A 24,414-nucleotide genomic window follows, 5' to 3' on the forward strand; every position below is an offset into this window, starting at 1 on the left:
ACTGATGAAGAAGTCAGCATCCATCCTCGGCGGCCTCGCGCTCGCCACCGCAGCGGTGCTCGCCCTCGCGGGATGCAGCGGGTCGTCCACGCCGAGCAGCACCGACGGATCGGGCGACGGCGGCAAGACCACCGACGTCACGCTCATGCTCAACTGGTACCCGTACGGCGAGCACGCGCCGTTCTACTACGGCGTCGAGAAGGGCATCTTCAAGGACCACGGCATCAACCTCACGATCAAGGCCGGCCAGGGCTCGACCAAGACCGCGCAGGCCATCGGGCAGAAGCAGGTCGACTTCGGCTGGGCCGACACCCCCGCCGTGCTCGCCAACGTCGACAAGGGCGTGCCGATCAAGAGCGTCGGCGTGTTCCTGCAGACCACGCCGTCGGCGGTGCAGGTGTTCGCCGACTCCGGTATCGAGGAGCCCACCGACCTCAAGGGCAAGACGATCGCGGTCTCCGCAGGCGACGCGCCGACGACCACCTTCCCGATGTACCTCGAGGCGGTCGGCCTCAAGGAGTCCGACGTCAAGCAGCAGAACCTCGACCCGGCCGGCAAGATCGCCGCCGTGCTCTCCGGCAAGACCGACGGACTGATCGGCTTCGCGCACGACCAGGGACCGACCATCGCCGCGAAGAGCGGCAAGGAGATGCGGTACCTGCGCTACTCGGATGCCGGTCTGAACTTCTTCAGCAACGGTCTGATCGCCAACAACGAGACGCTGAAGAACGACCCGGATCTCGTCAAGGAGATGGTCGCCGCCACGAGCGAGGCGTTCGCCGCCGCCGAGAAGGACCCCGAGGCGGCCGTCGCGGCGATGGACGGCAAGGACCCGCAGATGCCGGCCGAGGAGGTGCTGCTGGACCAGTGGAACGAGACGATCAAGCTGCTGCACACAGCGAACACCGAGGGCGAGGCACCCGGTGCGAACGCCACCGAGGACTGGCAGGCCACGCTCGACGTGCTCTCCGAGGCAGGGCTGATCTCCGGCGATGGCAAGGTCGACACCTACTTCGACGCGTCCTTCGCCCCCGGCAAGTGACCGTCGGCCCGCAGAAGGAGATGCTCTGATGACGCAGACCCAGACCAGGACCGCCCTCGAGATCGACGACGTCGCGATCACGTTCGCCTCGAAGCGCGGACAGGTGTCGGCGCTGAGCGACGTCGACCTCACCGTGGGCGAGGGCGAGTTCATCACCATCGCCGGGCCCTCGGGCTGCGGGAAGTCGACACTGCTCAAGGCGGTCGCGGGGCTCACGCTGCCCAGCTCGGGCAGCATCCGCCTGAACGGCGAGATGGTCACTGGTCCCCGCCAGGACATCGGCTTCGTGTTCCAGCGTGCCGCTCTGCTGGAGTGGCGCAACGTGCGCGGCAACATCCTGCTGCAGGCGGAGATGCGCGGCATGGACATGAAGAAGGCCAACGCGAGGGCCGACGAGCTCATCGAGATGACGGGACTCACCGGATTCGAGAAGGCCATGCCCTTCGAGCTCTCCGGAGGGATGCAACAGCGCGTGTCACTGTGCCGCGCGCTGCTGCACGAACCGCGAGTGCTGCTCATGGACGAGCCCTTCGGCGCTCTCGACGCGCTCACCCGCGAGAAGATGAACGTCGAGCTCAACCGCATCTGGGCGCGCACCGGCACCACCGTGCTGTTGGTGACGCACTCGGTGGCGGAGGCCGTCTACCTCGCCAGCCGTGTGATCGTCATGAGCCCCAGGCCGGGGCGCATCCTCGAGGAGCACCGCGTCGACCTGCCTGCCGAGCGTGGCTACGCCGAGGTGCTCGAGACCCCGGAGTTCCACCGCATCTCGAGCCGGGTGCGTGAACTGCTCGGCTCGCCGGGAGGCGACTGACGGGTACGGAAGCAGGAACAGGGAACGCCTGCACGACGGATGCTCTGGTCCGGTCGTGCAGGCGTTCCGCCGTCGTGCAGGCGTTCCTCAGGCGCCGGCTCAGGATCCGCGCGGTAGCGAGACGAAGGACGGATCTCGCGCCCTTCGTCTCGTCGCTTCGCTCCTCGCTCAGGAGCCGGGGAGACCGGTGGGTCAGCCTCCGAGCGCCGCGCTGACCACAGCCCGAGCCTCTGCCTGGACCTCTGCGAGGTGCTCGGGGCCGCGCAGGCTCTCGGCGTACAGCTTGTAGACGTCCTCGGTGCCGGAGGGGCGCGCGGCGAACCAGGCGTGCTCCGTCTGCACCTTCAGCCCGCCGATCGCTGCGCCGTTGCCCGGCGCGTGCGACAGCTTCGCGGTGATCGGCTCGCCCGCGAGTGTGCTCGCCGAGATCGCCTCCGGAGCCAGCTTCGCCAGCGCCGCCTTCTGCTCCGGCGTCGCCGGAGCGTCCACGCGCTGATAGGCGGATGCCCCGAACGCGGCCTCCAGCTCGGCGTAGCGCTCCGAGGGGCTCTTGCCCGTCACCGCGATGATCTCGGCGGCCAGCAGGCACAGCAGGATGCCGTCCTTGTCGGTCGACCACACCGTGCCGTCCTTGCGCAGGAACGACGCCCCGGCCGACTCCTCACCGCCGAAGGCGACGGTTCCGTCGAGCAGACCCGGGACGAACCACTTGAAGCCCACCGGAACCTCGAGCAGCCGGCGGCCGAGCGACTCGGCGACACGGTCGATGATCATCGACGACACCAGGGTCTTGCCGATCGCGGCATCCCGCGGCCACTGCTCGCGGTGCGAGAACAGGTAGTCGATCGCGACCGCGAGGTAGTGGTTGGGGTTCATCAGCCCGGCATCCGGGGTGACGATGCCGTGCCGGTCGGCGTCGGCGTCATTCCCGGTGAGCACGTCGTAGTCGGCCTTCTTGGCGACCAGCGAGGCCATGGCGCTCGGCGACGACGGGTCCATGCGGATCTTCTCGTCCCAGTCCAGCGTCATGAAGCGCCAGGTCGGGTCGACCTCGGGGTTGACGACGGTGAGGTCCAGGCCGTGCATCTCGGCGATGAGCGCCCAGTACTCGACGGATGCTCCGCCCAGCGGATCTGCGCCGATGCGGACGCCTGCGCGCCTGATCGCCTCGATGTCGATGATCGAGGGCAGGTCGCGCACGTACGCGTCGCGGAAGTCGTAGGTGCCGATCGTGGAGTCGTCGATGTCGGCGTGCTTGATGCGCTTCACCCCGACGAGTCCGGCGGCGATGAGCTCGTTGGCGCGGTCGGCGATCCAGCTCGTGGCATCCGTGTCGGCCGGTCCGCCGTTCGGCGGGTTGTACTTGAACCCGCCGTCCCGCGGCGGGTTGTGCGAGGGGGTCACGACGATGCCGTCGGCACGGCCGGGGTGCTCTCCCGGGCCCTGAGCCTGACGAAGGGCGCGGTTGTAGGTGAGGATGGCGTGGCTGAGAGCCGGTGTCGGCACCCACGACTCGCGGGAATCGACGCGCACATCGACGCCGTTGCCGATCAGCACCTCGATGGCGGTGCGCTCGGCGGGCAGCGAGAGCGCATGCGTGTCACGGCCGAGGAACAGCGGGCCGGAGATGCCCTGACCGTTGCGGTAGTCGACGATCGCCTGGGTCGTGGCGAGGATGTGATCCTCGTTGAAGCTCGACGTGAACGCGGAGCCGCGATGCCCGCTGGTGCCGAAGACCACCCGCTCGGCCGACGCATTCGGGTCGGGGTGGCGATCGTAGTAGGCGGCGATGAGCTCGTCGACATCGATCAGGTCGCTTTCCTCCGCAGGGAGGCCGGCTCGGCTGCTCATGTGCATAGTCTGCCCCGCACCGGGGAGTTACGCACCTTCGTGACGAACGGTTCAGCGCGACGCGCCCGGGACTAGGCTTGCCGGGTGACCGATCGCCGCACCTACAGTTACCTGGGCCCTGCTGGAACCTTCACCGAGGCGGCGCTCGATCAGGTGCCCGAGGCGAGAGGGCACCAATGGAAGCCGGTGCACAACGTCGGCGAGGCGCTCGGCGACGTGCTGTCGGGGGCGTCGCACGCCGCGATGATCGCGATCGAGAACTCGATCGAGGGCGGTGTCTCGACGACTCTTGATGCCCTTGCCACGAAGCCCGGGCTGCGGATCGTCGGCGAGTACCTGGTGAACGTGAACTTCGTGCTGGTCGCGGCGCCGGGAACGACGCTCGACGAGGTCTCGGTGATCGCCGCCCACCCCGTCGCCTACGCGCAGTGCCACGCCTGGCTGGGCGAGCACCTGCCGAAGCACTCGCATGTGCCTGCGGCCAGCAATGTGGCATCCGCCATCGGCATGCTCGACGGATCCCTGCCCGCGCAGGCCGCGATTGCGGCTCCCGGCATCGTGCAGCATCACGAGCTCGAGGTGCTGGCCGAGGACATCGGCGACAACGCGAACGCGCAGACCCGCTTCGTGCTGGTCACACGCACGACCACCCCGGCGCCGCCGACCGGCGCCGACAAGACGTCTCTCATCGTGGAGCTGCCCGAGGACCACGCGGGTGCCCTGCTCGAACTGCTCGAGCAGTTCTCCACCCGGGGGATCAACCTGTCGCTGCTGCAGTCCCGTCCGATCGGTGACGAGCTCGGCCGGTACCGCTTCGTGCTCGATGCCGACGGCCACGTCTACGACGAGCGGATGGCGGATGCTCTGCTCGGCATCCGTCGATTCAGTCCGCGCGTGGTGTTCCTCGGTTCGTACCCGCGGGCCGACCGGAAGATCGTGCAGTACCCGGAGCGCTACGCCGACGAGGTCTTCGTCGAGGCGCGCGACTGGCTGCGTGGCCTGATCGGCGGCGAGCCGGAGGCCTGACGCCGGCCGGGGGCCCGGGGCGCCGGCCGCGCCCGCGCCCGCCCGGGCCCGCCCGGGCCCGCGCCCGCCCGGGCCCGCGACGCCCGCCCGCGCCCGCGCCCGCCCGGGCCCGCGACGCCCGCCCGGGCCCGCGACGCCGGCCCGCGCCCGCGCCCGCGGATGGTTTTCGCACGCGTGAGGGAGCTTGCGGCTGCGGAATGCATCTGTGCCGCCGTCCTGCGGATGGTTTTCGCAGCTCTCAGCGTGCAGGCAGGCGCCCTTTCCATCCGTGTCGCCGGCCTCCATAGAGCGGCCGGCGCCGTCGGGCGATGCTCAGACGGTGCGTGAGAGGACGGCCCGACGGATACGGGCGATCAGCGCTGGAGCGCCCGGGCCCAGATCGTCCTGAGTGAGGCGGATGACGATCCAGCCTCGGTCTTCGAGGTCGCGCTGGCGCTGGATGTCTCGACGCCACTGGGCCTTGTCGATGCGATGGCCGTCCCCTTCGTACTCGATCGCGATCTTGAGTTCGGGGTACGCCAGATCGACTCGTCCGATCAGTCGGCGCTGGTCGTGGATCTCGTACTGAACGACGGGCTCGGGGAGGCCGGTTCGCGCGATGAGTCGCCGGGTCTCCGTCTCCTTGGGCGACTCTACGCGTTCGCGTGCCAAGTGCAGAGCGGCGTCGATCATCGCGCATCCGCGGAAGAAACCCCATGCGGCCCTGCGGGCGGCGATGTCCTCACGCGTCAGCAGAGGCCTGCCGGAGAGGAGCCCGGGATAGTTGTCGGCGGTGGTGATGATCGCGTCGATCATGATCACAGCCTGGTCCATCGTCAGCTCGTGGGCGCAGGTGAACAGAGCCGCGATGGGGTCGACGACGGTCGACTCCCTGACGCGCCAGGTCGTCGCGCGATGCTCGGCCAGGCGTCGTCCCTGGACGCCGGCGACCTTGGGCGGGGTCGCATCCAGTGGGACGGCGATCTCCAGCGGTTCGGCGGGACTCCAGCTGTGAGGGAAAGGCAGCCCCCAGAGACGCGCCGCGGCACGGCCGACGTATCGCTGACGATGTTTCAGCCGGGGCCGATAGCACGCCACGCGCTCGGCGAAGGTCGCCGGAACGATCGCCGACCGAACTCCGCGGTACGGACGATGAAGATCTCTGGCGTCCCGCCGCCCGCGTCCGACTCCGGCTTCGGCTGCTTCCGTCAGGCTGAAGGCCGGCCCCAGTCGCTCCGGGAGGGCTGTGCGATGGTGCATCGGTCCATCGTGAGCGCGGTCGCCTGGACATCGCTCCGGTCCGCCCGGGTCTGTGGAAGACTCATCCCTCCTCCACGATCGTGCGGGGCGAGTGGCATGCATCGGGGCACGGCCGGGGGCGGATGGATTCCGCATCCCCGCCGGGGCCATGGCTGCGTTTTCCATCCGCGCATCGGCGGGGCGGATGCAGAACGCACCCCTGGCGTCGCCGCAGCCGCGTTTTCCATCTCCGAGCGAAGACCGCCTCAGCCCGCGAGCAGCTCCAGCGTCTGCACGCGGCCCGGCGTGGCATCCGCGGGCTCGGCGGCGAACGAGCCGGCAACGGGGGAGATCATGATCTCGTCCACGCCGTGCTCGGCCGCGAACGCATCCAACGACGCGCGTACGTCGGTACCGGAGCCGATGAACCATCCGGCGCCGACCGCATCCAGCTGCTCCCGGACACCGACCTCGTCGCCATCCCGCACACCCTGCTGAGCCTGCTCCACCGTCTCGAGCGGCGTCAGCTGACGACCGGAACGGATGCGCGCCATCGCGCGCAGCTGCGGCAGCGCACGTGCCTCCGCCTCTTCCGCAGTCGGTGCGGCGACGACGTTCGCGGTGAGGAAGGTCTGCGGCGCGTCCAGCCACTCCGACGCCTTGAATCCGCTGCGGTACAGGTCGAGCGCACGCTGCAGGCCGTGGCCGGAGAAGTGGTTCGCGAACACGTACGGCAGGCCGAGGGATGCCGCGAGCTGCGCCGAGTAGTCGCTCGAGCCGAGCAGCCACACCTGCGCGGCACCGGATGCCGCAGGCGTCGCCCGCACGGCGTACTCGCCCCCGCTGGTGAACCGGACGGTCGCGCCGTCGCTCTGCAGCATGAGGGCGATGTCCTGCACGTGCGACGGGAACCGCTCCACGTCGCCGGCCGTGCCGGACTGCCGCAGCAGCTGCGTGATCACGGGGTCACTGCCCGGAGCGCGGCCGATGCCGAGGTCGATGCGGCCCGGCGCGATCGCCTCCAGCGCGGCGAACTGCTCGGCCACGATGAGCGGTGCGTGGTTGGGCAGCATCACCCCGCCGGATCCGACTCGAATCCGTTGAGTGCGGGACACCGCGGCGGCGATCAGCACCGGGGGAGTGGTGGATGCCACGGCCGGCATGTTGTGGTGCTCGGCGAACCAGTACCGCCGGTAGCCGAGCTCGTCGGCGCGCTGCGCGAGCGCAAGCGAGGTTCCCACCGCCTCGGCGCTGGTCTGCCCGGTGCGCACCGGGACGAGGTCGAGGACGGAAAGCGCGAGAGTACTCATCGCAGGGTGCAACCAGGCATCCGACCCTCGCATTCCGACGCCTCGTCCCCCACCTCCGGCGCATCCCTGTTCCGGTCTCCACGATTGTGGGCGTGCGGCCGGTCGCACCCGCAATGAGTGGGATCGGAACAGGGGAGGCCCGTGGGCGGCAGCGTCGGGGTGCCGGGTCGCCAGGTGTCGGGGCCCGTTCGAGGCCGGGGCCGACTCTTCCCTTCTTCCGGTCCCGACGGTTGCGGGTGGTTCGGGCGGTCGGACCCGTAACCGTTGAGACCGGAACAGGAGGAGGAACAGGAGAAGGGTTGACCGTGCCCGCAGGGCGGCGTAGGCCGGAACCCATGGAGCGGTTCCATGATCGACGCGAGGCCGGGCGGATGCTCGGCGAGCGACTGGCCGCGCGCCCGCGACCTGATGCCGTGGTGCTGGGCCTCCCGCGCGGCGGGGTGCCCGTGGCCGCCGTGGTCGCCGAGATCCTGCGCGCGCCGCTCGATGTGCTCGTGGTGCGCAAGCTCGGTGCGCCGGGCCACGCCGAGTTCGCGATCGGCGCGGTCGGTGAGGGCGGTGCGCACGTGCTGAACGACGACGCTCGCCGCCACATCGGCGAGAAGGCGCTCGCCGGGAAGATCGAGAGCGAGTCCGCTGAGGTCGCCCGCCGGGTCGACCTCTTCCGTGAGGGCGGGCCGGCGACGGACCTTCACGGCCGCACCGCGATCGTCGTCGACGACGGCGTCGCGACGGGCGCCACCGCCAGGGCGGGCTGCGCGATCGCGCGGGCGCGGGGCGCAGCATCCGTCGTCCTCGCCGTCCCCGTAGCCGCACCCGACGCGCTGGCCGGCATCCCCGCCGACGAGATCGTCTGCCTCAGCGCCCCGGCCGGGTTCATGGCGGTGGGGATGCACTACGTCGACTTCCGGCAGACCGCGGACGCCGAAGTCATCGCGCTCCTGCGCGCCGCGCGGAACTGATCCTTCGTCCGTGGGGCCGGCCCACGTAGCCTGAAACGATGGATGCCGAGGTCTTCTACGTACTCGTCGGCGCCGTGCTGGTCGCGGCCGTCGCCAGATGGAAGGGGTGGCCCGCGCCGCTGCTGGTCACCGTCGTCGCGCTCGCCGCATCGCTCATCCCGGCCGTGCCCGATCTCGACATCGACGGCCATGTGCTGCTGATCCTGGTCCTGCCACCGCTGCTGTACTCGGCCGCCCTGGACGTCTCGTTCGTCAGCTTCAAGCGCAGCCTGCCGCAGATCCGGCGGCTCGGCATCGGGCTGGTGCTGGTCACCACTGTCGTCGTCGGGCTCATCGCGTGGTGGATCATGCCCTCGCTCACCCTGCCCGGCGCGCTGCTGCTGGGCGCCATCGTCGCGCCGCCGGATGCTGTGTCGGCAGCATCCATCGGTCGGAAACTGGGGCTGCCGCGCCGCATCATGTCGGTGCTGTCCGGCGAGAGCCTGATCAATGACGCCACCTCGCTGACGCTGTACCGGATCTTCGCGGCCATCCTCGCCGGCGTGACGGTGACGGTCTGGGACGGCATCTGGCAGTTCGCGGTCGCCGTGTTCGTCGGCGTGGCGATCGGCATGGTGTTCGGCGGGCTGCTGCACCTGGTGCGCATGCGCAGCGACGACCCGGTGATCAACGGAACGCTCGGCCTGCTCGCGCCGTTCGGGGCCTACGCGATCGCCGAGCACCTGAACGGCTCTGGCGTTCTCGCGGTCGTCGCCATGGGCCTGTACGTCGGGTTCAACGCGCCGCGCACGAGCTACACGACCCGTCAGCAGGAGAAGCCGCTCTGGCTGTCGGCGGACTTCCTGCTCGAGGCGTTCGTGTTCGCCTACATCGGGCTGCAGCTGCCGCGCGCGATCGCGGAGCTCGGATCCGGCAGCGTGGGCGGCGTGCTGTGGCTGTCGGTCGCCGTGCTCGTCGCGGTACTGCTGGTGCGTCCTGCGTTCGTCTACCCGGCCAGCGCGTGGGGACAGTGGTGGCAGCGGATGCGCATCCGGCGCTGGGAGCACGCGCTCGAGTCCGGACAGTTCGCGGAGATGCAGCGCAGAGCGGACGTCGCGAAGGAACGCGCCGAGGCCGCCGCCGCCGGCAGCGGACGTCCGCCGCGACCGGTGCGCGCGGCGAAGTCGCCGGAGCAGATCCGCGCCGAACTCACCGAACCCGCGCTGTCGTGGCGAGACAACGCGATCGTCTCCTGGGCCGGCATGCGCGGCGTCGTCACGCTCGCGACGGCGCTCGCCGCGGCTGACCTCGCGGGCCTCGAGCCGGATGCCGCGCATGCGATCGTCGTGGTCGCGTTCGTCGTCACGGTGGGCACCCTGCTGCTGCAGGGGCTGACGCTTCCGTGGCTGATCCGCCGGCTCGGCGTCGCCGATGGCACGGAGGCGGATGAGGATGCCGCGGAGATCGCGGCCGTCCGCGCGCGCAGCCGCGAGGCGGGCAAGGCGTATCTGCGCGGGATGCGGAAGACATGGGCGCAGGAGCACGGCGCCGAGCGGATCGACGCGTTCGATGCGTTCGCGCAGCGGCTGGTGCGCGTGGAGCACAGCACCGATCAGGCACAGGCCGAGATGGTGCGCCCCACCTACGACGAGTTCATGACCCTGTCGAAGGGCTGGCTGGACGTGCGCAGGCAGCTGCTGATCGCGGAGCGGGATGCCGGCAACCTGAGCGAAGAGGTCATGCGCGAGCTGATCACAGCCATCGATGCGGAGGAACTGGCACTGGACACCAGGGCGGACACCTCGGGCGGGCGCTGAGGCTCCCTCCCTCGCGGTCGTCGAGCGAGTGAGGGCGTAGGGCCTGGCCCCGACTGAACCGGTTGCCGACGAGTGCACCGGTTGTCGACGTCTGCAGGTGGTGCAGTCGTCGGGAAGTGGTTCGTTCGGCGGATGGGCGCCGGAACCCAGGTGCTGGACGCCGAAAAAGCGGCGCCCCGGATGCTCCGGGGCGCCGCTCTCGTGTTCAGCTGTCAGCGCGTAGACGCCGGCTCGGCGGCATCCGCCTCTTCCGCCGCCTTCTCGGCTTCCGCGGCCGCCTCTGCGGCCTCGTGCTTCGCGTCGGCGAGGGCCGCGTGTGCGGCATCCTCCTTGTCGGCGTCATCCGAGTCGTCCAGGTCCTCGGCGAACGGGAGTCCCTCGCGGGGCGCGTTGTAGAGATCGAGGTCGAGGATGCCCTCGCGCTTGGCGACGATGGTCGGCACAAGCGCCTGGCCCGCGACGTTGACCGCGGTGCGGCCCATGTCGAGGATCGGGTCGATCGCGAGCAGCAGGCCGACGCCCTCGAGCGGCAGACCGAGAGTCGACAGGGTCAGCGTGAGCATGACGACCGCGCCCGTGGTGCCCGCGGTGGCGGCGGAGCCGACGACCGAGACGATCACGATCAGCAGGTACTGGAAGAAGTTCAGGTCGACGCCGAAGAACTGTGCGACGAAGATCGCGGCGATCGCCGGGTAGATCGCGGCGCAGCCGTCCATCTTGGTGGTGGCGCCGAGCGGCACGGCGAACGAGGCGTAGGCGCGGGGCACGCCGAGGTTGCGCTCGGTGACGCGCTCGGTCAGCGGCAGGGTGCCGATCGAGGAGCGGCTGACGAAGCCGAGCTGCACGGCGGGCCACACGCCCGAGAAGTACTGCTTGATCGACAGGCCATGGGTCTTCACGAGGATCGGGTAGACCACGAAGATCACCAGGGCGAGGCCGATGTAGACGGCGCCGGCGAACCAGGCGAGCGATGCGAGCTTGTCCCATCCGTACTGGACGACTGCGGATCCGATGAGGCCGAAGGTGCCGATCGGGGCGATGCGGATGATCCACCACAGCACGCGCTGGATGACCTTCAGCAGCGACTCGGTGAAGGCGAGGAACGGCTCGGCCTTCTTGCCGGCCTTCAGGGCGGCGATGCCGACGACCGCGGCGACCACGATCACCTGCAGGATGTTGAAGCCGACGCCGGAGGTGACGACGCTGGTCTCGGCATCGAACGAGCTCGAGACGGACAGGCCGAGGAAGTTCTGCGGGATCAGGCCGAGCAGGAAGTTCCACCAGGTGCCCACGGCGTAGGGGTCGCCGGTCTCGAGGTCCTGCCCGGCGCGCGCGCCAGGCTGGATGACGAGGCCGAGCACGATGCCGATGACCACGGCGATGAACGCGGTGATCGCGAACCAGAGGATGGTCTGGCCTGCCAGGCGGGCCGCGTTCTGCACGCGGCGCAGGTTGGAGATGCTCGCGACGATCGCGGTGAAGATCAGCGGCACGACCGCGGCCTTCAGGAGCGTGACGTACGAGCTGCCGATCTTGCCGAGAGTGTCGGAGAGGACTGTCGGGTTCGTGGCGCTGGCGCCGAGGTTGACGGCGATCAGACCGGCCACCACGCCCAGGACCAGGGCGGCGATGATCTGGAAGCCGAACGAGGTCAGCAGCTTGCGGACCGGTCCGCGAGTGTCGGGCGCCTTCTCGCGGCGCGTCGTCGTGGTGCTCATGAAGACTCCAAGTGGGTGCGCGCCGGGTGCGCGCCATGGGAGTCAACGTTAGAGGCGGGATTCCATTCCCCGCGGTTCGTGACGAAGGATGACGGAGGCCGCGGCCGCCGTCATCCTTCTCGTCATGCGATCACTCGGCGGAAGCGCACTTCGTGACGGCGTCGCCCAGTTCCTTCTCGATGAGGTCCTGGCCGTCCTTGCTGACGGCGTCCTTGCCCGCAGCGATGTTGTCGAGGTCTCCGTCGGAGATCTTGGAGTCGAGCAGCTCCTTCGCCATGCAGTCGGCGATCGCGTCGGTGAAGACGTCGCCGGTGCCGGCATCGCCGGCGATCTTCTGGATGCCGCTGGAGAGGTCGTCGACGCTCGGTCGTGCGGGGGCGCTGCAAGCGGCCAGCGAGAAGGCGATGACGGCGGCGGGGAGAGCGAGAAGAAGCCGCGAGGTGCGCGTGCGCAGGATCCGATCGGTGTTCATGAGACCAGGGTACGGGCTCCCAGCAGATCGAAAGGTCCGCGTGCATGGGCAGAACTACCCATGATTTCGCGACGTGATCACTTCGCGGTAAGGCAGGTCTTCGCGGCGTCGTTCAGGACCGTGGTGATGATCTTCTGATCGTCGGCGTCGGTGGGCTCCTTGCCCTCGGCGATGATCACGAGCGAGGCGTCGGAGGCCTTCGAGTCGACGAGCTCCTGGGCGACGCAGTCCGCGACCTTGTCGGTGAAGACCTCGCTGCTGCCCGTGGACTTCGCGACCTTCTGGATGCCGGCCGAGACGTCGTCGACGCTCGGACGAGCTGCCGGCGCGCTGCAGGCTGCCAGAGAGAAGGCGACGGCCGCAGCGGGCAGGACGAGAAGGAGTCGCTTGAGGCTCATGGGGTCCAGGGTACGTAAGGACGCTGTGTGACGCGTTCAGATCCGGTCGTCCCGCAGAAACGCCCGCTGGACCGGTCCTGCCTCCCGATAAGCTCGCAAAGGTCGCCATCGGACGATCGCCGACAGGAGGCTCGATGACCGCCAGCGCTGACCTCGGTATGCTCGCCACCCGCTGGCTCCTCGCGCTCGACGACGAGCTCCCCGCCGCGCGCGCCCTGCGCCGCGAGCTGCATGCCGACCCGCATGTGTCCGGCGAGGAGGGGGCCACCCGCGACCGCCTCGTGGCGGCGCTGAGCGACGTCATCCCGTTCGTGCCGATGACGGATGCCGGCGCCGTGGGGCGCATCGGTCCGGCTGGCGGCCCGTCGATCGCGCTGCGCGCCGAACTGGACGCCCTCCCCGTCTCCGAGCAGACCGGAGCATCGTTCGCTTCGCAGAACGGCGCCATGCACGCCTGCGGGCACGACGTGCACCAGGCCGCTCTCGTCGCGTTGATGCGCTCCGCACGGCGCATCGACCTCCCGTTCGGGCTGGTCGGACTGCTCCAGCCGCGCGAGGAGACGTCGCCGCCCGGCGCACAGGAGATGATCGAGGTCGGGGTCATCGAGCAGCACAGCATCGCGCACGTCATCGGTGCGCACGTGCATCCCGGAGTGGCGACGGGCGCGGTCGCCTCCGCAGGCGGGTTCATCAACGCCGCGGCGGACGAGATCGACATCAGGGTCGAGGGGCGAGGCGGCCATGGTGCCTACCCGCACCTGGCCGGTGACACGGTCGCGGCCATCGCGCACATCGCACTCGGCATCCCTGAAGTCGTCCGCCGAACGATCAGTCCGGTGCGACCCGCGCTGATCAGCGTCGGGACGCTGAATGCGGGCCTCGGTGTCGCCAATGTCCTCCCGGCCCATGCGCACATCCGCGCCACGATGCGCACCACCGACGTCGGTGACCGCACCGCCCTCTTCGCCGCCGTCCGCACCATGGCCGAGCGCACGGCCGAGGCATACGGCGCGACCGCGACGGTCGCGCTCATCGAGGGACAGCCGGCGCTCATCAACGACCATGACCTGGCAGTCGGCATCAACGCGTGGCTGACGAGACTCGGCATCCCCGGCGACGAGCCGATGCGGTCGCTGGGCGCGGACGACTTCGCCTACTTCTGCGAGGCCGTCCCCTCGGCCATGCTGTTCGTCGGCGTCGAGACCGCGCGGGAGCAGCCGCAGCCCACTCTGCACCACGCGCGGTTCCTTCCCGACGAGAGCGCCGTCGACGTCACCGCGCGCGCCCTGCTGGCGGGGTACCTCGCGGCGGCAGAAGGGCTTCGGGCAGCCGGCTAGCGCTCACGACTTCGGCGCCAGCATGAGCAGTTCCCCGACCTCGCACTCCAGCGCATCGCAGATCGCACGCAGCGTCGAATAACGGATGGCCCGGGCCCGGTCGTTCTTCAGCACCGACAGGTTCACCACGCTCACGCCCACGCGCGTGCTCAGCTCGGTGAGCGTCATCCCTCGCGCGGCGAGCAGCTCGTCGAGGCGGCAATGGATGCCGGTGTCCTCGTCGTCCATCTCGGCGGGGCTCATACCAGCCCCTCCGTTTCGCGCTGCAGGACCGCGCCGCGGCGGAACGCGTAGGCGATGAGGCTCAGTGCCGCGAAGATCGCGAACCCCATCCAGTAGCTCAGCGGTGTCGAGCCGCCCACCTCGCCGAGGCCGACAGCAGCGCGCACGCCGCGGCCGATCGCCGAGTCGAGCAGATAGCACGACACCGTGCCCACCAGGACGATCGCGGCCATCCAGGTCAGCATCCGGATCGCCCGGCGCGAGAACGTGCGACCGCGCGAGATCTCCGCTGTCAGCACGACGTAACAGGCAATCGCGGCGATGCCTGAAAGCGCCGAGACGAGCACGGTCATGACCATCAGGGAGACGAGACCCGCGCTGGCATCCGTCACCGCCACGATCCCCTGCGTCACCTGCACGGACGCTCCGGACGGTGCCGAGGGGGAGTCGTAGCTCTCCGGAATCGCCACCTGCCATACGACGCCGGCGGGACCGAACGCGATCATCAGTCGCGTCACGGCAACCGACACGACTCCGATGACGGCGAGCGCCGCGATGATCCCGGTCCACACGAGATTGGCGCCGCGGAACGAGCGCTCGACAGTGCTCATACCAACCCCTCCGTCTCCTTCTGCAGCCGGCGCCCGACCTCGAAGGCGCTCACGATCAGCGCGAGGGCGATGCCCCAGCCGATCGGCGCGGGATCCAGTTCATAGAGCAGGGTCCAGAAGTCGCCCGAGACGGATGCCGGGAGTCCGTCGACTACCTGTGCCCTCCCGATCGCCCCGAGGAACGGACCGATCATCCCCGCGACCACCAGTGCGATCGCCGCAGCGCCGAGCACCGGCACCATCGACTTCCGGAACGCGCGCTGCCGGATCAGCGACAGCCCCAGCCACCACAGCGACATGCACACGATCACCGTCGCGAGCGCCGGCAGGGCCTGTTCGCCGAACAGCAGCCATCTCGTCCCGGCATCCAGCGTCTCGAACGACACGACCGACTCCGTATACGAGGCGGATGCCACGCCCGCGACGTCCGTGAGGGAGCCCATCGGCGCATCGTGTACGGGCAGCGAGACCGGCACGGGCGATCCGAAGATCTCGATCGCGGCGCCGATCGCGCCCGTCAGCGCGGCGATGGCGATGCTCACGGCGCCGGTGGCGACGAGTCCCAGCGTGACGCCCTCAGCCATCGAGGGCCTTCCGGTGCGTGTGCTCATGATCTGCTCCATAACGACTATCGTTGTTATCGACTTTCGTTAACATAACGACTCTCGATATGTGCGTCAAGGGGCTCGATGCGGCGCATTTCGTCTCGCTTCGCTCGCTCAATGAGCGGGTGAGTGAACCCACTCGGGTATGCCTACGGCGAACACGGGCTTACAGGCTTCCGCCGGTCGTTACTCTCGGAGTACCGGCATCAGCAGGGGAGTATCAGCATGTTCGAGAGATTCACGGACCGAGCCCGTCGAGTGGTCGTCCTCGCCCAAGAAGAGGCGAAGATGCTCAACCACAACTACATCGGCACCGAGCACATCCTGCTCGGTCTCATCCACGAGGGCGAGGGCGTCGCCGCCAAGGCTCTGGAGAGCCTCGGCATCTCGCTCGAATCCGTGCGCGAGCAGGTGCAGGACATCATCGGTCAGGGTCAGCAGCAGCCCACCGGTCACATCCCCTTCACCCCGCGTGCGAAGAAGGTCCTCGAGCTCAGCCTCCGCGAGGCTCTGCAGCTCGGGCACAACTACATCGGCACCGAGCACATCCTCCTCGGCCTCATCCGTGAGGGCGAGGGCGTCGCCGCTCAGGTGCTCGTCAAGCTCGGCGCCGACCTGAACAAGGTGCGCCAGCAGGTCATCCAGCTGCTCTCCGGCGCCCCGGGCCGCGAGCCCACCGCCGTCGGCGCCCCGGCGCACGAGAGCCAGCAGGCGCAGGGCGGTTCGCAGGTGCTCGACCAGTTCGGTCGCAACCTCACCCAGGCCGCGCGCGACAACAAGCTCGACCCGGTGATCGGGCGCGAGAAGGAGATCGAGCGGGTCATGCAGATCCTCTCCCGCCGCTCCAAGAACAACCCGGTTCTGATCGGTGAGCCCGGCGTCGGCAAGACCGCCGTCGTCGAGGGCCTCGCCCAGGCGATCGTCAAGGGCGATGTGCCCGAGACGCTGAAGGACAAGCAGCTCTACTCGCTCGACCTCGGCTCGCTGATCGCCGGCTCCCGCTACCGCGGTGACTTCGAGGAGCGCCTGAAGAAGGTCACCAAGGAGATCCGCACCCGCGGCGACATCATCGTCTTCATCGACGAGATCCACACCCTGGTCGGCGCGGGCGCCGCCGAGGGCGCGATCGACGCCGCCAGCATCCTCAAGCCGTTGCTCGCCCGCGGCGAGCTGCAGACCATCGGCGCGACCACGCTCGACGAGTACCGCAAGTACTTCGAGAAGGATGCTGCGCTCGAGCGTCGCTTCCAGCCGATCCAGGTGCAGGAGCCGAGCCTGCCTCACGCGATCAACATCCTGAAGGGGCTGCGCGACCGCTACGAGGCGCACCACAAGGTGCAGATCACCGACGGCGCCATCGTCGCCGCGGCGAACCTCGCCGACCGGTACGTCGCCGACCGCTTCCTGCCCGACAAGGCCATCGACCTGATCGACGAGGCCGGTGCCCGCCTGCGCCTGTCGATCCTGTCCAGCCCGCCCGAGCTGCGCGAGTTCGACGACAAGATCGCCGCCGTGCGCGAGGCCAAGGAGCTGGCGTCCGAGGAGCAGGACTTCGAGAAGGCCGCGTCGCTGCGCGACCAGGAGAAGGAGCTGCTCGGTGAGCGGCTGCGCCTCGAGAAGCAGTGGCGCTCGGGCGACGTGGCCACCAAGGCCGTCGTCGACGAGGGCCTTATCGCCGAGGTGCTTGCCCAGGCCACCGGCATCCCGGTGTTCAAGCTCACGGAGGAGGAGTCCTCGCGTCTCGTCTTCATGGAGAAGGCGCTGCACCAGCGCGTCATCGGTCAGGAGGAGGCCATCGCGGCCCTCTCCCGCACGATCCGCCGCCAGCGCGCCGGCCTGAAAGACCCGAAGCGCCCCTCCGGCTCGTTCATCTTCGCCGGCCCCACCGGCGTCGGAAAGACCGAGCTGGCCAAGGCGCTCGCCGAGTTCCTGTTCGATGACGAGGCCGCGCTGATCTCGCTCGACATGTCCGAGTTCGGTGAGAAGCACACCGTCTCGCGGCTGTTCGGTGCCCCTCCCGGGTTCGTCGGCTTCGAGGAGGGCGGCCAGCTCACCGAGAAGGTGCGCCGCAAGCCGTTCAGCGTGGTGCTCTTCGACGAGATCGAGAAGGCGCACCCCGACATCTTCAACTCGCTGCTGCAGATCCTCGAGGAGGGTCGTCTGACCGATGGTCAGGGCCGCGTGGTCGACTTCAAGAACACCGTGATCATCATGACGACGAACCTCGGTTCGTCGGCGATCGCCGGTGGCCCGGTCGGCTTCCAGGTCGAGGGCAACTCGCAGACCACCTACGAGCGGATGAAGGGCAAGGTCGACGAGGAGCTGAAGCGCCACTTCAAGCCCGAGTTCCTGAACCGTGTCGACGACATCATCGTCTTCCCGCAGCTGAACAAGGAAGAGCTGCGTCAGATCGTGGGGCTGTTCACCAAGCAGCTGGGCGACCGTCTGCTCGACCGCGACATGACCGTGGAGCTGTCGGACGCCGCGAAGGACAAGCTCATCGAGATCGGCTTCGATCCGTCGCTCGGTGCTCGTCCGCTGCGTCGCGCCATGCAGCGCGAGATCGAGGACATGCTGTCCGAGAAGATCCTGCACGGTGAGCTGAACCCCGGCGACCACGTGAAGGTCGACGCCGTCGACGGCAAGTTCACCTTCGACGCCGCCCCGCGCGGCGAGAAGGTCTCGGTCGGGGTCAACACCGGCGGCGGCATCACCGCCACACCGGATCTGGCGGCCAGCTGAGCTGACTGACGACGAGAGGACGGATGCTGCGGCATCCGTCCTTTCGCGTATCCGGGGGCTTTCGTAAGTGATTGCCCGAGGCAACTAAACGGCGTAGAATGCCGGTATGAGCAGTCCGGAGCAGATCCTGCTGGCGTCGCTCACCCACCTGATGGCGCGGTGGTCGTCCGCCGGCACGCAGGCGGCCGTCGCCGCGGATGCGGGCGTCCAGGTCGATCCTGTCGACCTGCCGCCGCTGTACATGCTCGGCCTGGAGGGACCGTCGCGGGCGAGTGACCTCGCCGCGGCCCTGCGCATCTCGCGCCCCACGGCGACCAAACAGCTGAACAGGCTCGCCTCCGCCGGATACATCGAGCGCGTCCCCGACCCCGCCGACCGCAGGGCCAGCATCGTGCGGCTGTCACCGCGAGGCATCGAGGTGCACGCGCGGCTGGTCGATCAGGGGGTCGTCATGGTCTCGGCGGCGCTCACCGGCTGGTCGTCGGCGGAGTCCGCCGCCTTCGCCGCACAGCTCGCACGATTCGTCAGCGCCCTGGGCGCTTCCGACCCCGAGCGCGAACCCGCGCCCGGTCCAGCGCGATCCGCAACCGGATCGCAGAACGGAGAATGAACATGACCCGCACCTACGTCGTGACCGGCTCCGCCTCCGGCATCGGCGCAACCACCGCGCAGCTGCTGCGCGACCGCGGAGACCGCGTGATCGGCATCGATCTGCGCGGCGCCGATATCGAAGCCGACCTGTCGACGCGGAAGGGGCGATCGGATGCCGCAGCCGCAGCGATCGAGCTCGCCGGCGGCACGATCGACGCCGTGATCGCCTGCGCCGGCATCTCGGCTCCCATCGCGAAGACCATCTCGGTGAACTACTTCGGCGTCACCGAGCTGCTCGAGGCGCTGCTTCCCGCGCTGGCGAAGTCGGATGCTCCGCGCGCCGCCGTCGTGTCGTCCATGGCCTCTCTGCAGCCGAACTCGCCCGACATGGTCGAGGCGGCTCTCGCCGGAGACGAGGCGAAGGCGGTCGAGATCGCGGAGGGCCTGGCCGCACAGGGGCCCGAGGTCGGGTACGCCGTGTACCCCTCGTCGAAGCGCGCACTTGCACGCTGGGTGCGTCGCGAGTCGATCACCCCGGCCTGGGCCGGTGCGCACATCCCGCTCAACGCCGTCGCACCCGGAACGGTCATCACGCCGATGACGGCTCCGCTGCTCGCCACCGAGGAGGGGCGAGCGATGGTCGACGCGAGTGTGCCGATGCCGCTGAACAGCCACCAGCCGCCGGAGTCGATCGCCAACCTGCTGATCTGGCTGACCAGCGTCGAGAACACGCACATGGCGGGTCAGGTCATCTACGACGACGGCGGAGCCGACGCGACCCTGCGCGGCGACGACATCTGGTCGTGGAACGACCCGCGCTGATCGGGCTCGCGCGCGCGTCTTCGGGGCGCACGGCCTGAACGCCGGGCGGATGCGGCATCCGCCCGGCGTTTCGTCTGCGGCATCCGAAGTTCCGCACGGCGTACCCTGGATCCGTGAGTGATTACGCGGTCCGGTCGGCGCGCAGCGGCGACATCCTCGGCATCCATCGCCTGCTCGAGCCGCTCGTCGACCAGCGCATCCTGCTGGGCAAGGACCTCGCCGTGCTCTACGGCGCTGTGCAGGAGTTCGTCGTCGCCGAGGCCGACGGCGAGCTCATCGGCTGCGGCGCACTGCACGTCATGTGGGAGGACCTCGGAGAGATCCGCACGCTGCTGGTCCGCGATGACTGGCTGCACCACGGTGTCGGCCGCGGCCTGGTCGAGCAGCTCGAGGGAAACGCCCGCGCGCTCGGGTTGTCACGGCTGTTCTGCCTCACCTTCGAGACGGAGTTCTTCACGCGCCGCGGCTTCGAGCCGATCGGCGAACAGGTGGTCGACGCCGACGTGTATTCGCAACTGCTGCGCTCTGGTGACGCCGGCGTCGAGGAGTTCCTCGATCTGGCGCATGTGAAGCCCAACACGCTCGGCAACACGAGAATGCTCAAGCGGCTGAATTAGCCTGTAAGCATGCCTCGCCAATCCGCCGCCGTGTACCGACGACGGCGCCTCGTCGTCATCACGCTGGTGCTCGTGCTGATTCTCGCGATCGGCGGCGGAGTGTGGCTGGCGGTCGCACAGCCGTGGTCGGATCAGGCGGATGCTCCGTCGACGACCACCCCCACGGTCTCGCCGTCGAAGGACGGCGAGTCGCCGTCGGCGTCGCCGTCCGAGGATGCGCCGAAGGTCGAACCCACGCCGAGCGACACGCCGGTGATCAGCGCCTGCACGGCGGCCGACATCACCGTCGACGCCGTCACGGATGCGACCAGCTACGCCGCCGGCAAGAATCCGCAGCTGTCGATCCGCCTGAAGAACACCGGGGCGAAGGACTGCACGATCAACGTCGGCTCCACGACGCAGAAGCTCACGATCTCGAGCGGTAACGACGTCTGGTGGCGGTCGACGGACTGCCAGAAAGACCCCAGTGACATGATCGTCACGCTGAAGGCCGGGCAGACGGTGAACAGCGTGAAGCCGGTGGTCTGGGACCGCACGCGATCGTCGGTGAAGACCTGCGGCGACAAGAATCGCCCGCACGCCCCCGGTGGCGGAGCGTCGTATCACGTGACGGTCTCGATCGGCGGTTTCGACAGCGCGCAGTCCGAGCAGATCCTGCTGTACTGAGCCCCCACAGACTCGGTACAGAAAGTCCCGAGGATGGGGTGACGCGATCCGATGTTTGGGATACCATTAACCGTGGTCTTGAGATTCATTCAAGCCGGACATGCCATCCCCAGTGGCGTCGACATAAGTGTCCCCAGCGCTTCGACATCGGCTTGATCAAGACCGCGAGGGCCCTCTCGAGTACCCCAGTCCCCAATGGAGGATTCGAGAGGGCCCCACTTCTTTCCGCTGCCCCTGTCGCCCATAAGCTGGATGCATGGCGAAGAAGGGTCGGAAGAAGCCGGCGCCCGAGGAGTTCCGCTCCGAGGCGCTCGCGCAGGCGCTCGAGAAGCAGGACATGGCCGCGGTGGCCCTCGCGCTGCGCAACGGCACGACGATCGTGCCGTTGATCAGGCCCGGCGCCAGGGACAACCCGCTCGACGGCGGCGAGGTGTGGACCTACCGCGACCCGAACACCGGAGAGATCGCGCTGCTGCTGTTCAGCGACGCGCGCAACAAGCCCGCGAACCTGCCGCCCGGCGTCGGCATCTACTCGGCGGCCTGGCTGAAGGCGTTCCTCACGACGCATCGCGAGCGCATCACGACCGTGTTTCTCGACATCGCCGGTCCGCATCCCATGCAGGCTCCGCCCGAGGAACTGCTCAAGGCGCTGAACGCGTGACCTCGTACCGCGCGGTCTTCGATGCGGAGGTCACCTTCGCCAACGGCGGCGGTCTGCAGGCGCAGGACTTCCGCGTCGACCTGCCAGGGCCGGACGCCACCCCGGAACTGATCGGCGAGCTGTTCGTCACCTCTCTCGACCTGCTCATGGCCGAGACGGTGACCGTGCACGACGTGCGCATCATCGAGGAGGATCACAAGGGGACGCGGGGCGGCCCGAGCGATCCGCGCGTCTGATCGCGTCAGAATGCGGGGATGTCGTCCTCGTTGCGGCGGGATGCCGCCCGGGAACGGACGTCGGTCAGGGCGGCCCTGAGCGACTTCGACCTGTCGTCGATGACCTGCTCGTATCCCAGGCGCGCGGCCTCGGAGCGCCGCTGCGCGGCCTGCGTGACCGGGCGCACCTCACCTGCGAGCGAGAGCTCGCCGACGGCGGTGACCGTGCGCGGCACGGAGAACTGCTGGATCGAGCCCGCGACGGCGATCGCGATGGCCAGGTCTGCGGCGGGTTCGGTGAAGCGCACCCCGCCGACCGTCGACACGTACACGTCGACCTCGCCGGCCTTGATGCCGGCACGCCGCTCCAGGATTGCGAGCACCATCGCCACGCGCGATGAGTCGAGCCCGTGCACCACCCGACGGGGGTTCGGTCCCTTCGCCGCGATGGTCAGCGCCTGCACCTCGACGGGCAGCGCGCGGCGCCCCTCGAGTGAGATCGCCACGCAGGTGCCCGGCTCGGCCGCGCCCTGCGACAGGAAGAGTCCGCTCGGGTCGGGGACCTCCGCGATGCCGGCTCCGGTCATCTCGAAGCATCCGACCTCATCGGTCGGACCGAAACGGTTCTTCAGCGCGCGGATGAATCGCAGCGACGTCTGCCGGTCGCCCTCGAAGTGGCAGACGACGTCGACGAGGTGCTCCAGCATCCGCGGGCCGGCGACCTGCCCGTCCTTCGTGACGTGCCCGACGATGACGATCGGCAGGTCGCGCTCCTTGGCGACGCGGATCAGGGTGGACGCGACCTCGCGCACCTGGCCCGGCATGCCCGCCGCGCCGTCCGACAGGGACGACGACACGGTCTGCACCGAGTCGACGATCACCAGCTGCGGCTGCACCTCGTCGATGTGACCGAGGATCGTCGCGAGATCGGTCTCACTGGCCAGGTAGAGCTCGTCGTGCAGGGCGCCGGTGCGCTCGGCACGCAGACGCACCTGCGCCGCGGACTCCTCGGCGCTGGCGTACAGCACACGACGACCGCCGCGGGCCGCACGCGCGGCGACCTCGAGCAGCAGCGTCGACTTGCCGACGCCCGGCTCGCCGCTGAGCAGGATCGCGGCTCCGGGGACGATACCGCCCCCCAGCACCCTGTCGAATTCACCGACGCCGCTGGAGCGGCGCGGGGCGTCCGTCGTCGTGATCTGCGTGATGGGGCGGGCGGCGCGCGACGCCGTCGGCGCGACGGCGTCGATCCGGCGCAGGATGCCGGTCTGCGCGGCCTGCTCGACGACCGTGCCCCACTGCTGGCACTCGCCGCACCGGCCCACCCACTTCGCCGTCGTCCACCCGCACTCGGTGCATGCGAAAGCCGGGGGAGCGGAGCGCTTGGATGCCATGCGGCAAGGCTATCCGGGGCTGGGGACATCGCCGTGCAGCGAGGGCGGCGCCCTACTTCTTCCTGCCGACGTCCTTCAGCATGCCGGCGACGACCAGAGCGAACGCTCCGACCAGCACGAGGAACCACAGACCGAGCTGATACGAGTTCGTCTCGGCGTTGTAGGTCGCGCCCATGACCAGCGGCGGGAAGTAGCCGCCGAGCCCGCCTGCTGCAGCGACGACGCCGCTGACCGCACCGACCTTGTCCTTCGGGGTCGACGGTCCGATCCACGCGAACACCGCGCCCATGCCGAGGCCCATCGCGGCCGCCATCATGATGAAAGTGGCGCCGGTGACGATGCCCTCCGGCGGCTGCTGACCCACCACGTACGCCAGGGTCACGATGCCGCCGAGCGAGATCAGCGCGATCACCTTCGGCCCGAACCTGTCGGCCAGCACACCGCCGATCGGCCGGGCGATCACCGCCGCGACCGCGAACAGCGCGGTGCGGGTGCCGGCGCCGACCGCGTCGACCTCGTCGGGATAGATCGTCGTGAGGTACTTCGGCAGGAAGGTCGAGAACGCCACGAATCCGCCGAACACGATGCCGTACAGGAACGACATCTCCCAGGTCACCGGCAGCTTCAGCGCGCCGATCACCTTGGGGATCAGCTTCGCGTCGTTCGCCTGCCACGCCGGTGACTCCCGCAGGAAGAACCAGCTCAGCACCGCCATGAGCAGCAGCAGCGCCGCGATGAGGAGGTGGGTGGGGAAGTATCCGATCGACTCGGCGAGGCGCGGCGTGAAGAACGCCGACACCGCGGTGCCGATCATGCCCATGCCGAACACTCCGTTCGCGAACCCGCGCCGCTCCGGCGGGAACCACGCGCTCGAGAACGGCACGCCGACCGCGAAGATCGTTCCGGCGACACCGAGATAGAAGCCGGCGAGCAGCAGCAGCGGGAAGCTCTTGATCGATCCGGCGAGGGCCACCAGCAGCACCGCGGGGATCGAGAGCAGCAGCACGAACGTGAACATCTTGCGCCCACCGAAGCGGTCGGTCATCGCGCCGACGACGATGCGGCCGAGCGCGCCCACGAGCACCGGGGTGGCGAGCATCAGCGAGATCTGTCCCTCGTCGAGACCCATCTGCGTCGCGTAGGTCTTCTGCAGCGGAGCGATCGCCATCCACGCCCAGAACCCGACTGTGGAGGCCAGCGTGGCGAGGATCACCTGGGTGAACCCTCCCTTGAGCGATGTATCGGTGGACGGCACAGTCGTGGATTGCGCGCTCATCGAGGAGTCCCTTCCCGAGGTCTTGTGCCAGAGAGTAGCGGGGCTGAG

24 protein-coding genes are annotated in these 24,414 nt (G+C 69.1%); 13 read left to right on the forward strand and 11 right to left on the reverse strand.

The window, feature by feature from the left end; all coding sequences use genetic code 11:
- The first annotated feature begins 4 nt into the window (after window positions 1-4).
- Together ACFVAE_RS14205 and ACFVAE_RS14210 are read left to right on the forward strand one after the other, a co-directional pair.
- Window positions 5-1,042 carry an ABC transporter substrate-binding protein gene (locus ACFVAE_RS14205; protein ID WP_378893340.1) on the forward strand — a complete coding sequence of 346 codons (1,038 nt, stop codon included), beginning with the start codon at window positions 5-7 and terminating at the stop codon, window positions 1,040-1,042.
- A 28-nt stretch (window positions 1,043-1,070) separates the two neighbouring features.
- Complete coding sequence (locus ACFVAE_RS14210) at window positions 1,071-1,856, forward strand: ABC transporter ATP-binding protein (RefSeq protein ID WP_378893344.1); 786 nt, start codon at window positions 1,071-1,073, stop codon at window positions 1,854-1,856.
- Window positions 1,857-2,048: 192 nt separating this feature from the next.
- Here the strand turns inward: ACFVAE_RS14210 and pgm are convergent, their stop codons facing one another.
- Window positions 2,049-3,707 (reverse strand): phosphoglucomutase (alpha-D-glucose-1,6-bisphosphate-dependent), encoded by a 1,659-nt coding sequence (pgm, locus tag ACFVAE_RS14215; RefSeq protein WP_378893347.1) that lies wholly within the window; start codon window positions 3,705-3,707, stop codon window positions 2,049-2,051.
- Window positions 3,708-3,791: 84 nt separating this feature from the next.
- On the opposite strand from pgm, the gene pheA reads away from it, so the two are divergent.
- Window positions 3,792-4,733 (forward strand): prephenate dehydratase, encoded by a 942-nt coding sequence (gene pheA, locus ACFVAE_RS14220; RefSeq protein WP_378893350.1) that lies wholly within the window; start codon window positions 3,792-3,794, stop codon window positions 4,731-4,733.
- Between the two features lie 312 nt (window positions 4,734-5,045).
- Here pheA and ACFVAE_RS14225 read toward each other — a convergent pair whose 3' ends face one another.
- Together ACFVAE_RS14225 and ACFVAE_RS14230 are read right to left on the reverse strand one after the other, a co-directional pair.
- Window positions 5,046-5,972: a hypothetical protein gene (locus ACFVAE_RS14225; protein WP_378893353.1), complete on the reverse strand. Its 927-nt coding sequence runs from the start codon at window positions 5,970-5,972 to the stop codon at window positions 5,046-5,048.
- Between the two features lie 245 nt (window positions 5,973-6,217).
- A complete protein-coding gene (locus tag ACFVAE_RS14230; protein WP_378893356.1) occupies window positions 6,218-7,261 on the reverse strand; it encodes an LLM class flavin-dependent oxidoreductase in 1,044 nt (347 codons plus the stop codon).
- Between the two features lie 335 nt (window positions 7,262-7,596).
- Here ACFVAE_RS14230 and ACFVAE_RS14235 point away from each other — a divergent pair, with 335 nt between their 5' ends.
- A complete protein-coding gene (locus tag ACFVAE_RS14235; protein ID WP_378893359.1) occupies window positions 7,597-8,223 on the forward strand; it encodes a phosphoribosyltransferase in 627 nt (208 codons plus the stop codon).
- Between the two features lie 38 nt (window positions 8,224-8,261).
- On the forward strand, window positions 8,262-10,019 hold the full coding sequence (locus ACFVAE_RS14240) for a cation:proton antiporter (protein WP_378893362.1): 1,758 nt from the start codon (window positions 8,262-8,264) through the stop codon (window positions 10,017-10,019).
- A gap of 212 nt (window positions 10,020-10,231) precedes the next feature.
- Here the strand turns inward: ACFVAE_RS14240 and ACFVAE_RS14245 are convergent, their stop codons facing one another.
- The 3 genes from ACFVAE_RS14245 to ACFVAE_RS14255 all read right to left on the reverse strand — a co-directional run bounded on the left by ACFVAE_RS14245 (window position 10,232) and on the right by ACFVAE_RS14255 (window position 12,607).
- Window positions 10,232-11,737: a dicarboxylate/amino acid:cation symporter gene (locus ACFVAE_RS14245; RefSeq protein ID WP_378893365.1), complete on the reverse strand. Its 1,506-nt coding sequence runs from the start codon at window positions 11,735-11,737 to the stop codon at window positions 10,232-10,234.
- 130 nt (window positions 11,738-11,867) lie between these two features.
- Window positions 11,868-12,209: a hypothetical protein gene (locus tag ACFVAE_RS14250; RefSeq protein ID WP_378893368.1), complete on the reverse strand. Its 342-nt coding sequence runs from the start codon at window positions 12,207-12,209 to the stop codon at window positions 11,868-11,870.
- A gap of 77 nt (window positions 12,210-12,286) precedes the next feature.
- Window positions 12,287-12,607, reverse strand: a complete 321-nt coding sequence (locus ACFVAE_RS14255) for a hypothetical protein (protein ID WP_378893371.1) — start codon at window positions 12,605-12,607, stop codon at window positions 12,287-12,289.
- A gap of 134 nt (window positions 12,608-12,741) precedes the next feature.
- Between ACFVAE_RS14255 and ACFVAE_RS14260 the strand changes: the two genes are divergently transcribed.
- A complete protein-coding gene (locus tag ACFVAE_RS14260; RefSeq protein WP_378893373.1) occupies window positions 12,742-13,944 on the forward strand; it encodes a M20 family metallopeptidase in 1,203 nt (400 codons plus the stop codon).
- A gap of 3 nt (window positions 13,945-13,947) precedes the next feature.
- On the opposite strand, the gene ACFVAE_RS14265 is transcribed toward ACFVAE_RS14260, so the two are convergent.
- Genes ACFVAE_RS14265 through ACFVAE_RS14275 form a run of 3 tightly spaced genes read right to left on the reverse strand, consistent with a single transcriptional unit; the run spans window position 13,948 to window position 15,388 of the window.
- Window positions 13,948-14,187 carry a helix-turn-helix domain-containing protein gene (locus ACFVAE_RS14265; RefSeq protein ID WP_378893376.1) on the reverse strand — a complete coding sequence of 80 codons (240 nt, stop codon included), beginning with the start codon at window positions 14,185-14,187 and terminating at the stop codon, window positions 13,948-13,950.
- The gene (locus ACFVAE_RS14270) at window positions 14,184-14,777 is read right to left on the reverse strand and encodes a hypothetical protein (RefSeq protein WP_378893379.1); all 594 of its coding nucleotides are present in this window, start codon (window positions 14,775-14,777) and stop codon (window positions 14,184-14,186) included. The genes ACFVAE_RS14265 and ACFVAE_RS14270 overlap by 4 nt, the downstream gene beginning before the upstream one ends.
- The gene (locus ACFVAE_RS14275) at window positions 14,774-15,388 is read right to left on the reverse strand and encodes a hypothetical protein (RefSeq protein ID WP_378893382.1); all 615 of its coding nucleotides are present in this window, start codon (window positions 15,386-15,388) and stop codon (window positions 14,774-14,776) included. The genes ACFVAE_RS14270 and ACFVAE_RS14275 overlap by 4 nt, the downstream gene beginning before the upstream one ends.
- Window positions 15,389-15,607: 219 nt before the next feature.
- Between ACFVAE_RS14275 and ACFVAE_RS14280 the strand changes: the two genes are divergently transcribed.
- The 7 genes from ACFVAE_RS14280 to ACFVAE_RS14310 all read left to right on the forward strand — a co-directional run bounded on the left by ACFVAE_RS14280 (window position 15,608) and on the right by ACFVAE_RS14310 (window position 21,717).
- Window positions 15,608-18,124: an ATP-dependent Clp protease ATP-binding subunit gene (locus ACFVAE_RS14280; RefSeq protein WP_378893385.1), complete on the forward strand. Its 2,517-nt coding sequence runs from the start codon at window positions 15,608-15,610 to the stop codon at window positions 18,122-18,124.
- A gap of 106 nt (window positions 18,125-18,230) precedes the next feature.
- Entirely contained in the window at window positions 18,231-18,734 is a 504-nt protein-coding gene (locus ACFVAE_RS14285) for a MarR family winged helix-turn-helix transcriptional regulator (RefSeq protein ID WP_378893388.1), read from the forward strand.
- 2 nt (window positions 18,735-18,736) lie between these two features.
- Entirely contained in the window at window positions 18,737-19,537 is an 801-nt protein-coding gene (locus ACFVAE_RS14290; RefSeq protein ID WP_378893391.1) for an SDR family NAD(P)-dependent oxidoreductase, read from the forward strand.
- Between the two features lie 113 nt (window positions 19,538-19,650).
- Complete coding sequence (locus ACFVAE_RS14295; protein ID WP_378893393.1) at window positions 19,651-20,154, forward strand: amino-acid N-acetyltransferase; 504 nt, start codon at window positions 19,651-19,653, stop codon at window positions 20,152-20,154.
- 9 nt (window positions 20,155-20,163) lie between these two features.
- Window positions 20,164-20,820, forward strand: a complete 657-nt coding sequence (locus tag ACFVAE_RS14300) for a hypothetical protein (protein WP_378893397.1) — start codon at window positions 20,164-20,166, stop codon at window positions 20,818-20,820.
- A 256-nt stretch (window positions 20,821-21,076) separates the two neighbouring features.
- Window positions 21,077-21,481, forward strand: coding sequence for a dehydrogenase (locus ACFVAE_RS14305; RefSeq protein ID WP_378893399.1), 405 nt, complete (start codon window positions 21,077-21,079; stop codon window positions 21,479-21,481).
- The gene (locus ACFVAE_RS14310; RefSeq protein WP_378893401.1) at window positions 21,478-21,717 is read left to right on the forward strand and encodes a hypothetical protein; all 240 of its coding nucleotides are present in this window, start codon (window positions 21,478-21,480) and stop codon (window positions 21,715-21,717) included. The genes ACFVAE_RS14305 and ACFVAE_RS14310 overlap by 4 nt, the downstream gene beginning before the upstream one ends.
- Before the next feature lie 5 nt (window positions 21,718-21,722).
- Here the strand turns inward: ACFVAE_RS14310 and radA are convergent, their stop codons facing one another.
- Window positions 21,723-23,090, reverse strand: a complete 1,368-nt coding sequence (radA, locus tag ACFVAE_RS14315; RefSeq protein ID WP_378893404.1) for a DNA repair protein RadA — start codon at window positions 23,088-23,090, stop codon at window positions 21,723-21,725.
- Window positions 23,091-23,142: 52 nt separating this feature from the next.
- Window positions 23,143-24,366, reverse strand: coding sequence for an MFS transporter (locus tag ACFVAE_RS14320; RefSeq protein WP_378893407.1), 1,224 nt, complete (start codon window positions 24,364-24,366; stop codon window positions 23,143-23,145).
- Window positions 24,367-24,414 lie beyond the last annotated feature (48 nt).

This window comes from Microbacterium sp. NPDC057659 (genome assembly GCF_042799915.1).
GTDB lineage: Bacteria > Actinomycetota > Actinomycetes > Actinomycetales > Microbacteriaceae > Microbacterium.

Bases quoted from the DNA above. Each gene is read 5' to 3' on its own strand.
- ACFVAE_RS14245 (WP_378893365.1), bottom strand. From the start codon at position 11,737: ATGAGCACCACGACGACGCGCCGCGAGAAGGCGCCCGACACTCGCGGA.
- ACFVAE_RS14300 (WP_378893397.1), top strand. From the start codon at position 20,164: ATGCCTCGCCAATCCGCCGCCGTGTACCGACGACGGCGCCTCGTCGTC.
- ACFVAE_RS14240 (WP_378893362.1), top strand. From the start codon at position 8,262: ATGGATGCCGAGGTCTTCTACGTACTCGTCGGCGCCGTGCTGGTCGCG.
- radA (WP_378893404.1), bottom strand. From the start codon at position 23,090: ATGGCATCCAAGCGCTCCGCTCCCCCGGCTTTCGCATGCACCGAGTGC.
- ACFVAE_RS14290 (WP_378893391.1), top strand. From the start codon at position 18,737: ATGACCCGCACCTACGTCGTGACCGGCTCCGCCTCCGGCATCGGCGCA.
- ACFVAE_RS14225 (WP_378893353.1), bottom strand. From the start codon at position 5,972: ATGCACCATCGCACAGCCCTCCCGGAGCGACTGGGGCCGGCCTTCAGC.
- ACFVAE_RS14250 (WP_378893368.1), bottom strand. From the start codon at position 12,209: ATGAACACCGATCGGATCCTGCGCACGCGCACCTCGCGGCTTCTTCTC.
- ACFVAE_RS14230 (WP_378893356.1), bottom strand. From the start codon at position 7,261: ATGAGTACTCTCGCGCTTTCCGTCCTCGACCTCGTCCCGGTGCGCACC.
- ACFVAE_RS14265 (WP_378893376.1), bottom strand. From the start codon at position 14,187: ATGAGCCCCGCCGAGATGGACGACGAGGACACCGGCATCCATTGCCGC.
- ACFVAE_RS14210 (WP_378893344.1), top strand. From the start codon at position 1,071: ATGACGCAGACCCAGACCAGGACCGCCCTCGAGATCGACGACGTCGCG.
- ACFVAE_RS14205 (WP_378893340.1), top strand. From the start codon at position 5: ATGAAGAAGTCAGCATCCATCCTCGGCGGCCTCGCGCTCGCCACCGCA.
- ACFVAE_RS14235 (WP_378893359.1), top strand. From the start codon at position 7,597: ATGGAGCGGTTCCATGATCGACGCGAGGCCGGGCGGATGCTCGGCGAG.
- ACFVAE_RS14280 (WP_378893385.1), top strand. From the start codon at position 15,608: ATGTTCGAGAGATTCACGGACCGAGCCCGTCGAGTGGTCGTCCTCGCC.
- ACFVAE_RS14255 (WP_378893371.1), bottom strand. From the start codon at position 12,607: ATGAGCCTCAAGCGACTCCTTCTCGTCCTGCCCGCTGCGGCCGTCGCC.
- ACFVAE_RS14285 (WP_378893388.1), top strand. From the start codon at position 18,231: ATGAGCAGTCCGGAGCAGATCCTGCTGGCGTCGCTCACCCACCTGATG.
- ACFVAE_RS14260 (WP_378893373.1), top strand. From the start codon at position 12,742: ATGACCGCCAGCGCTGACCTCGGTATGCTCGCCACCCGCTGGCTCCTC.
- ACFVAE_RS14305 (WP_378893399.1), top strand. From the start codon at position 21,077: ATGGCGAAGAAGGGTCGGAAGAAGCCGGCGCCCGAGGAGTTCCGCTCC.
- ACFVAE_RS14320 (WP_378893407.1), bottom strand. From the start codon at position 24,366: ATGAGCGCGCAATCCACGACTGTGCCGTCCACCGATACATCGCTCAAG.
- pgm (WP_378893347.1), bottom strand. From the start codon at position 3,707: ATGAGCAGCCGAGCCGGCCTCCCTGCGGAGGAAAGCGACCTGATCGAT.
- ACFVAE_RS14270 (WP_378893379.1), bottom strand. From the start codon at position 14,777: ATGAGCACTGTCGAGCGCTCGTTCCGCGGCGCCAATCTCGTGTGGACC.
- ACFVAE_RS14275 (WP_378893382.1), bottom strand. From the start codon at position 15,388: ATGAGCACACGCACCGGAAGGCCCTCGATGGCTGAGGGCGTCACGCTG.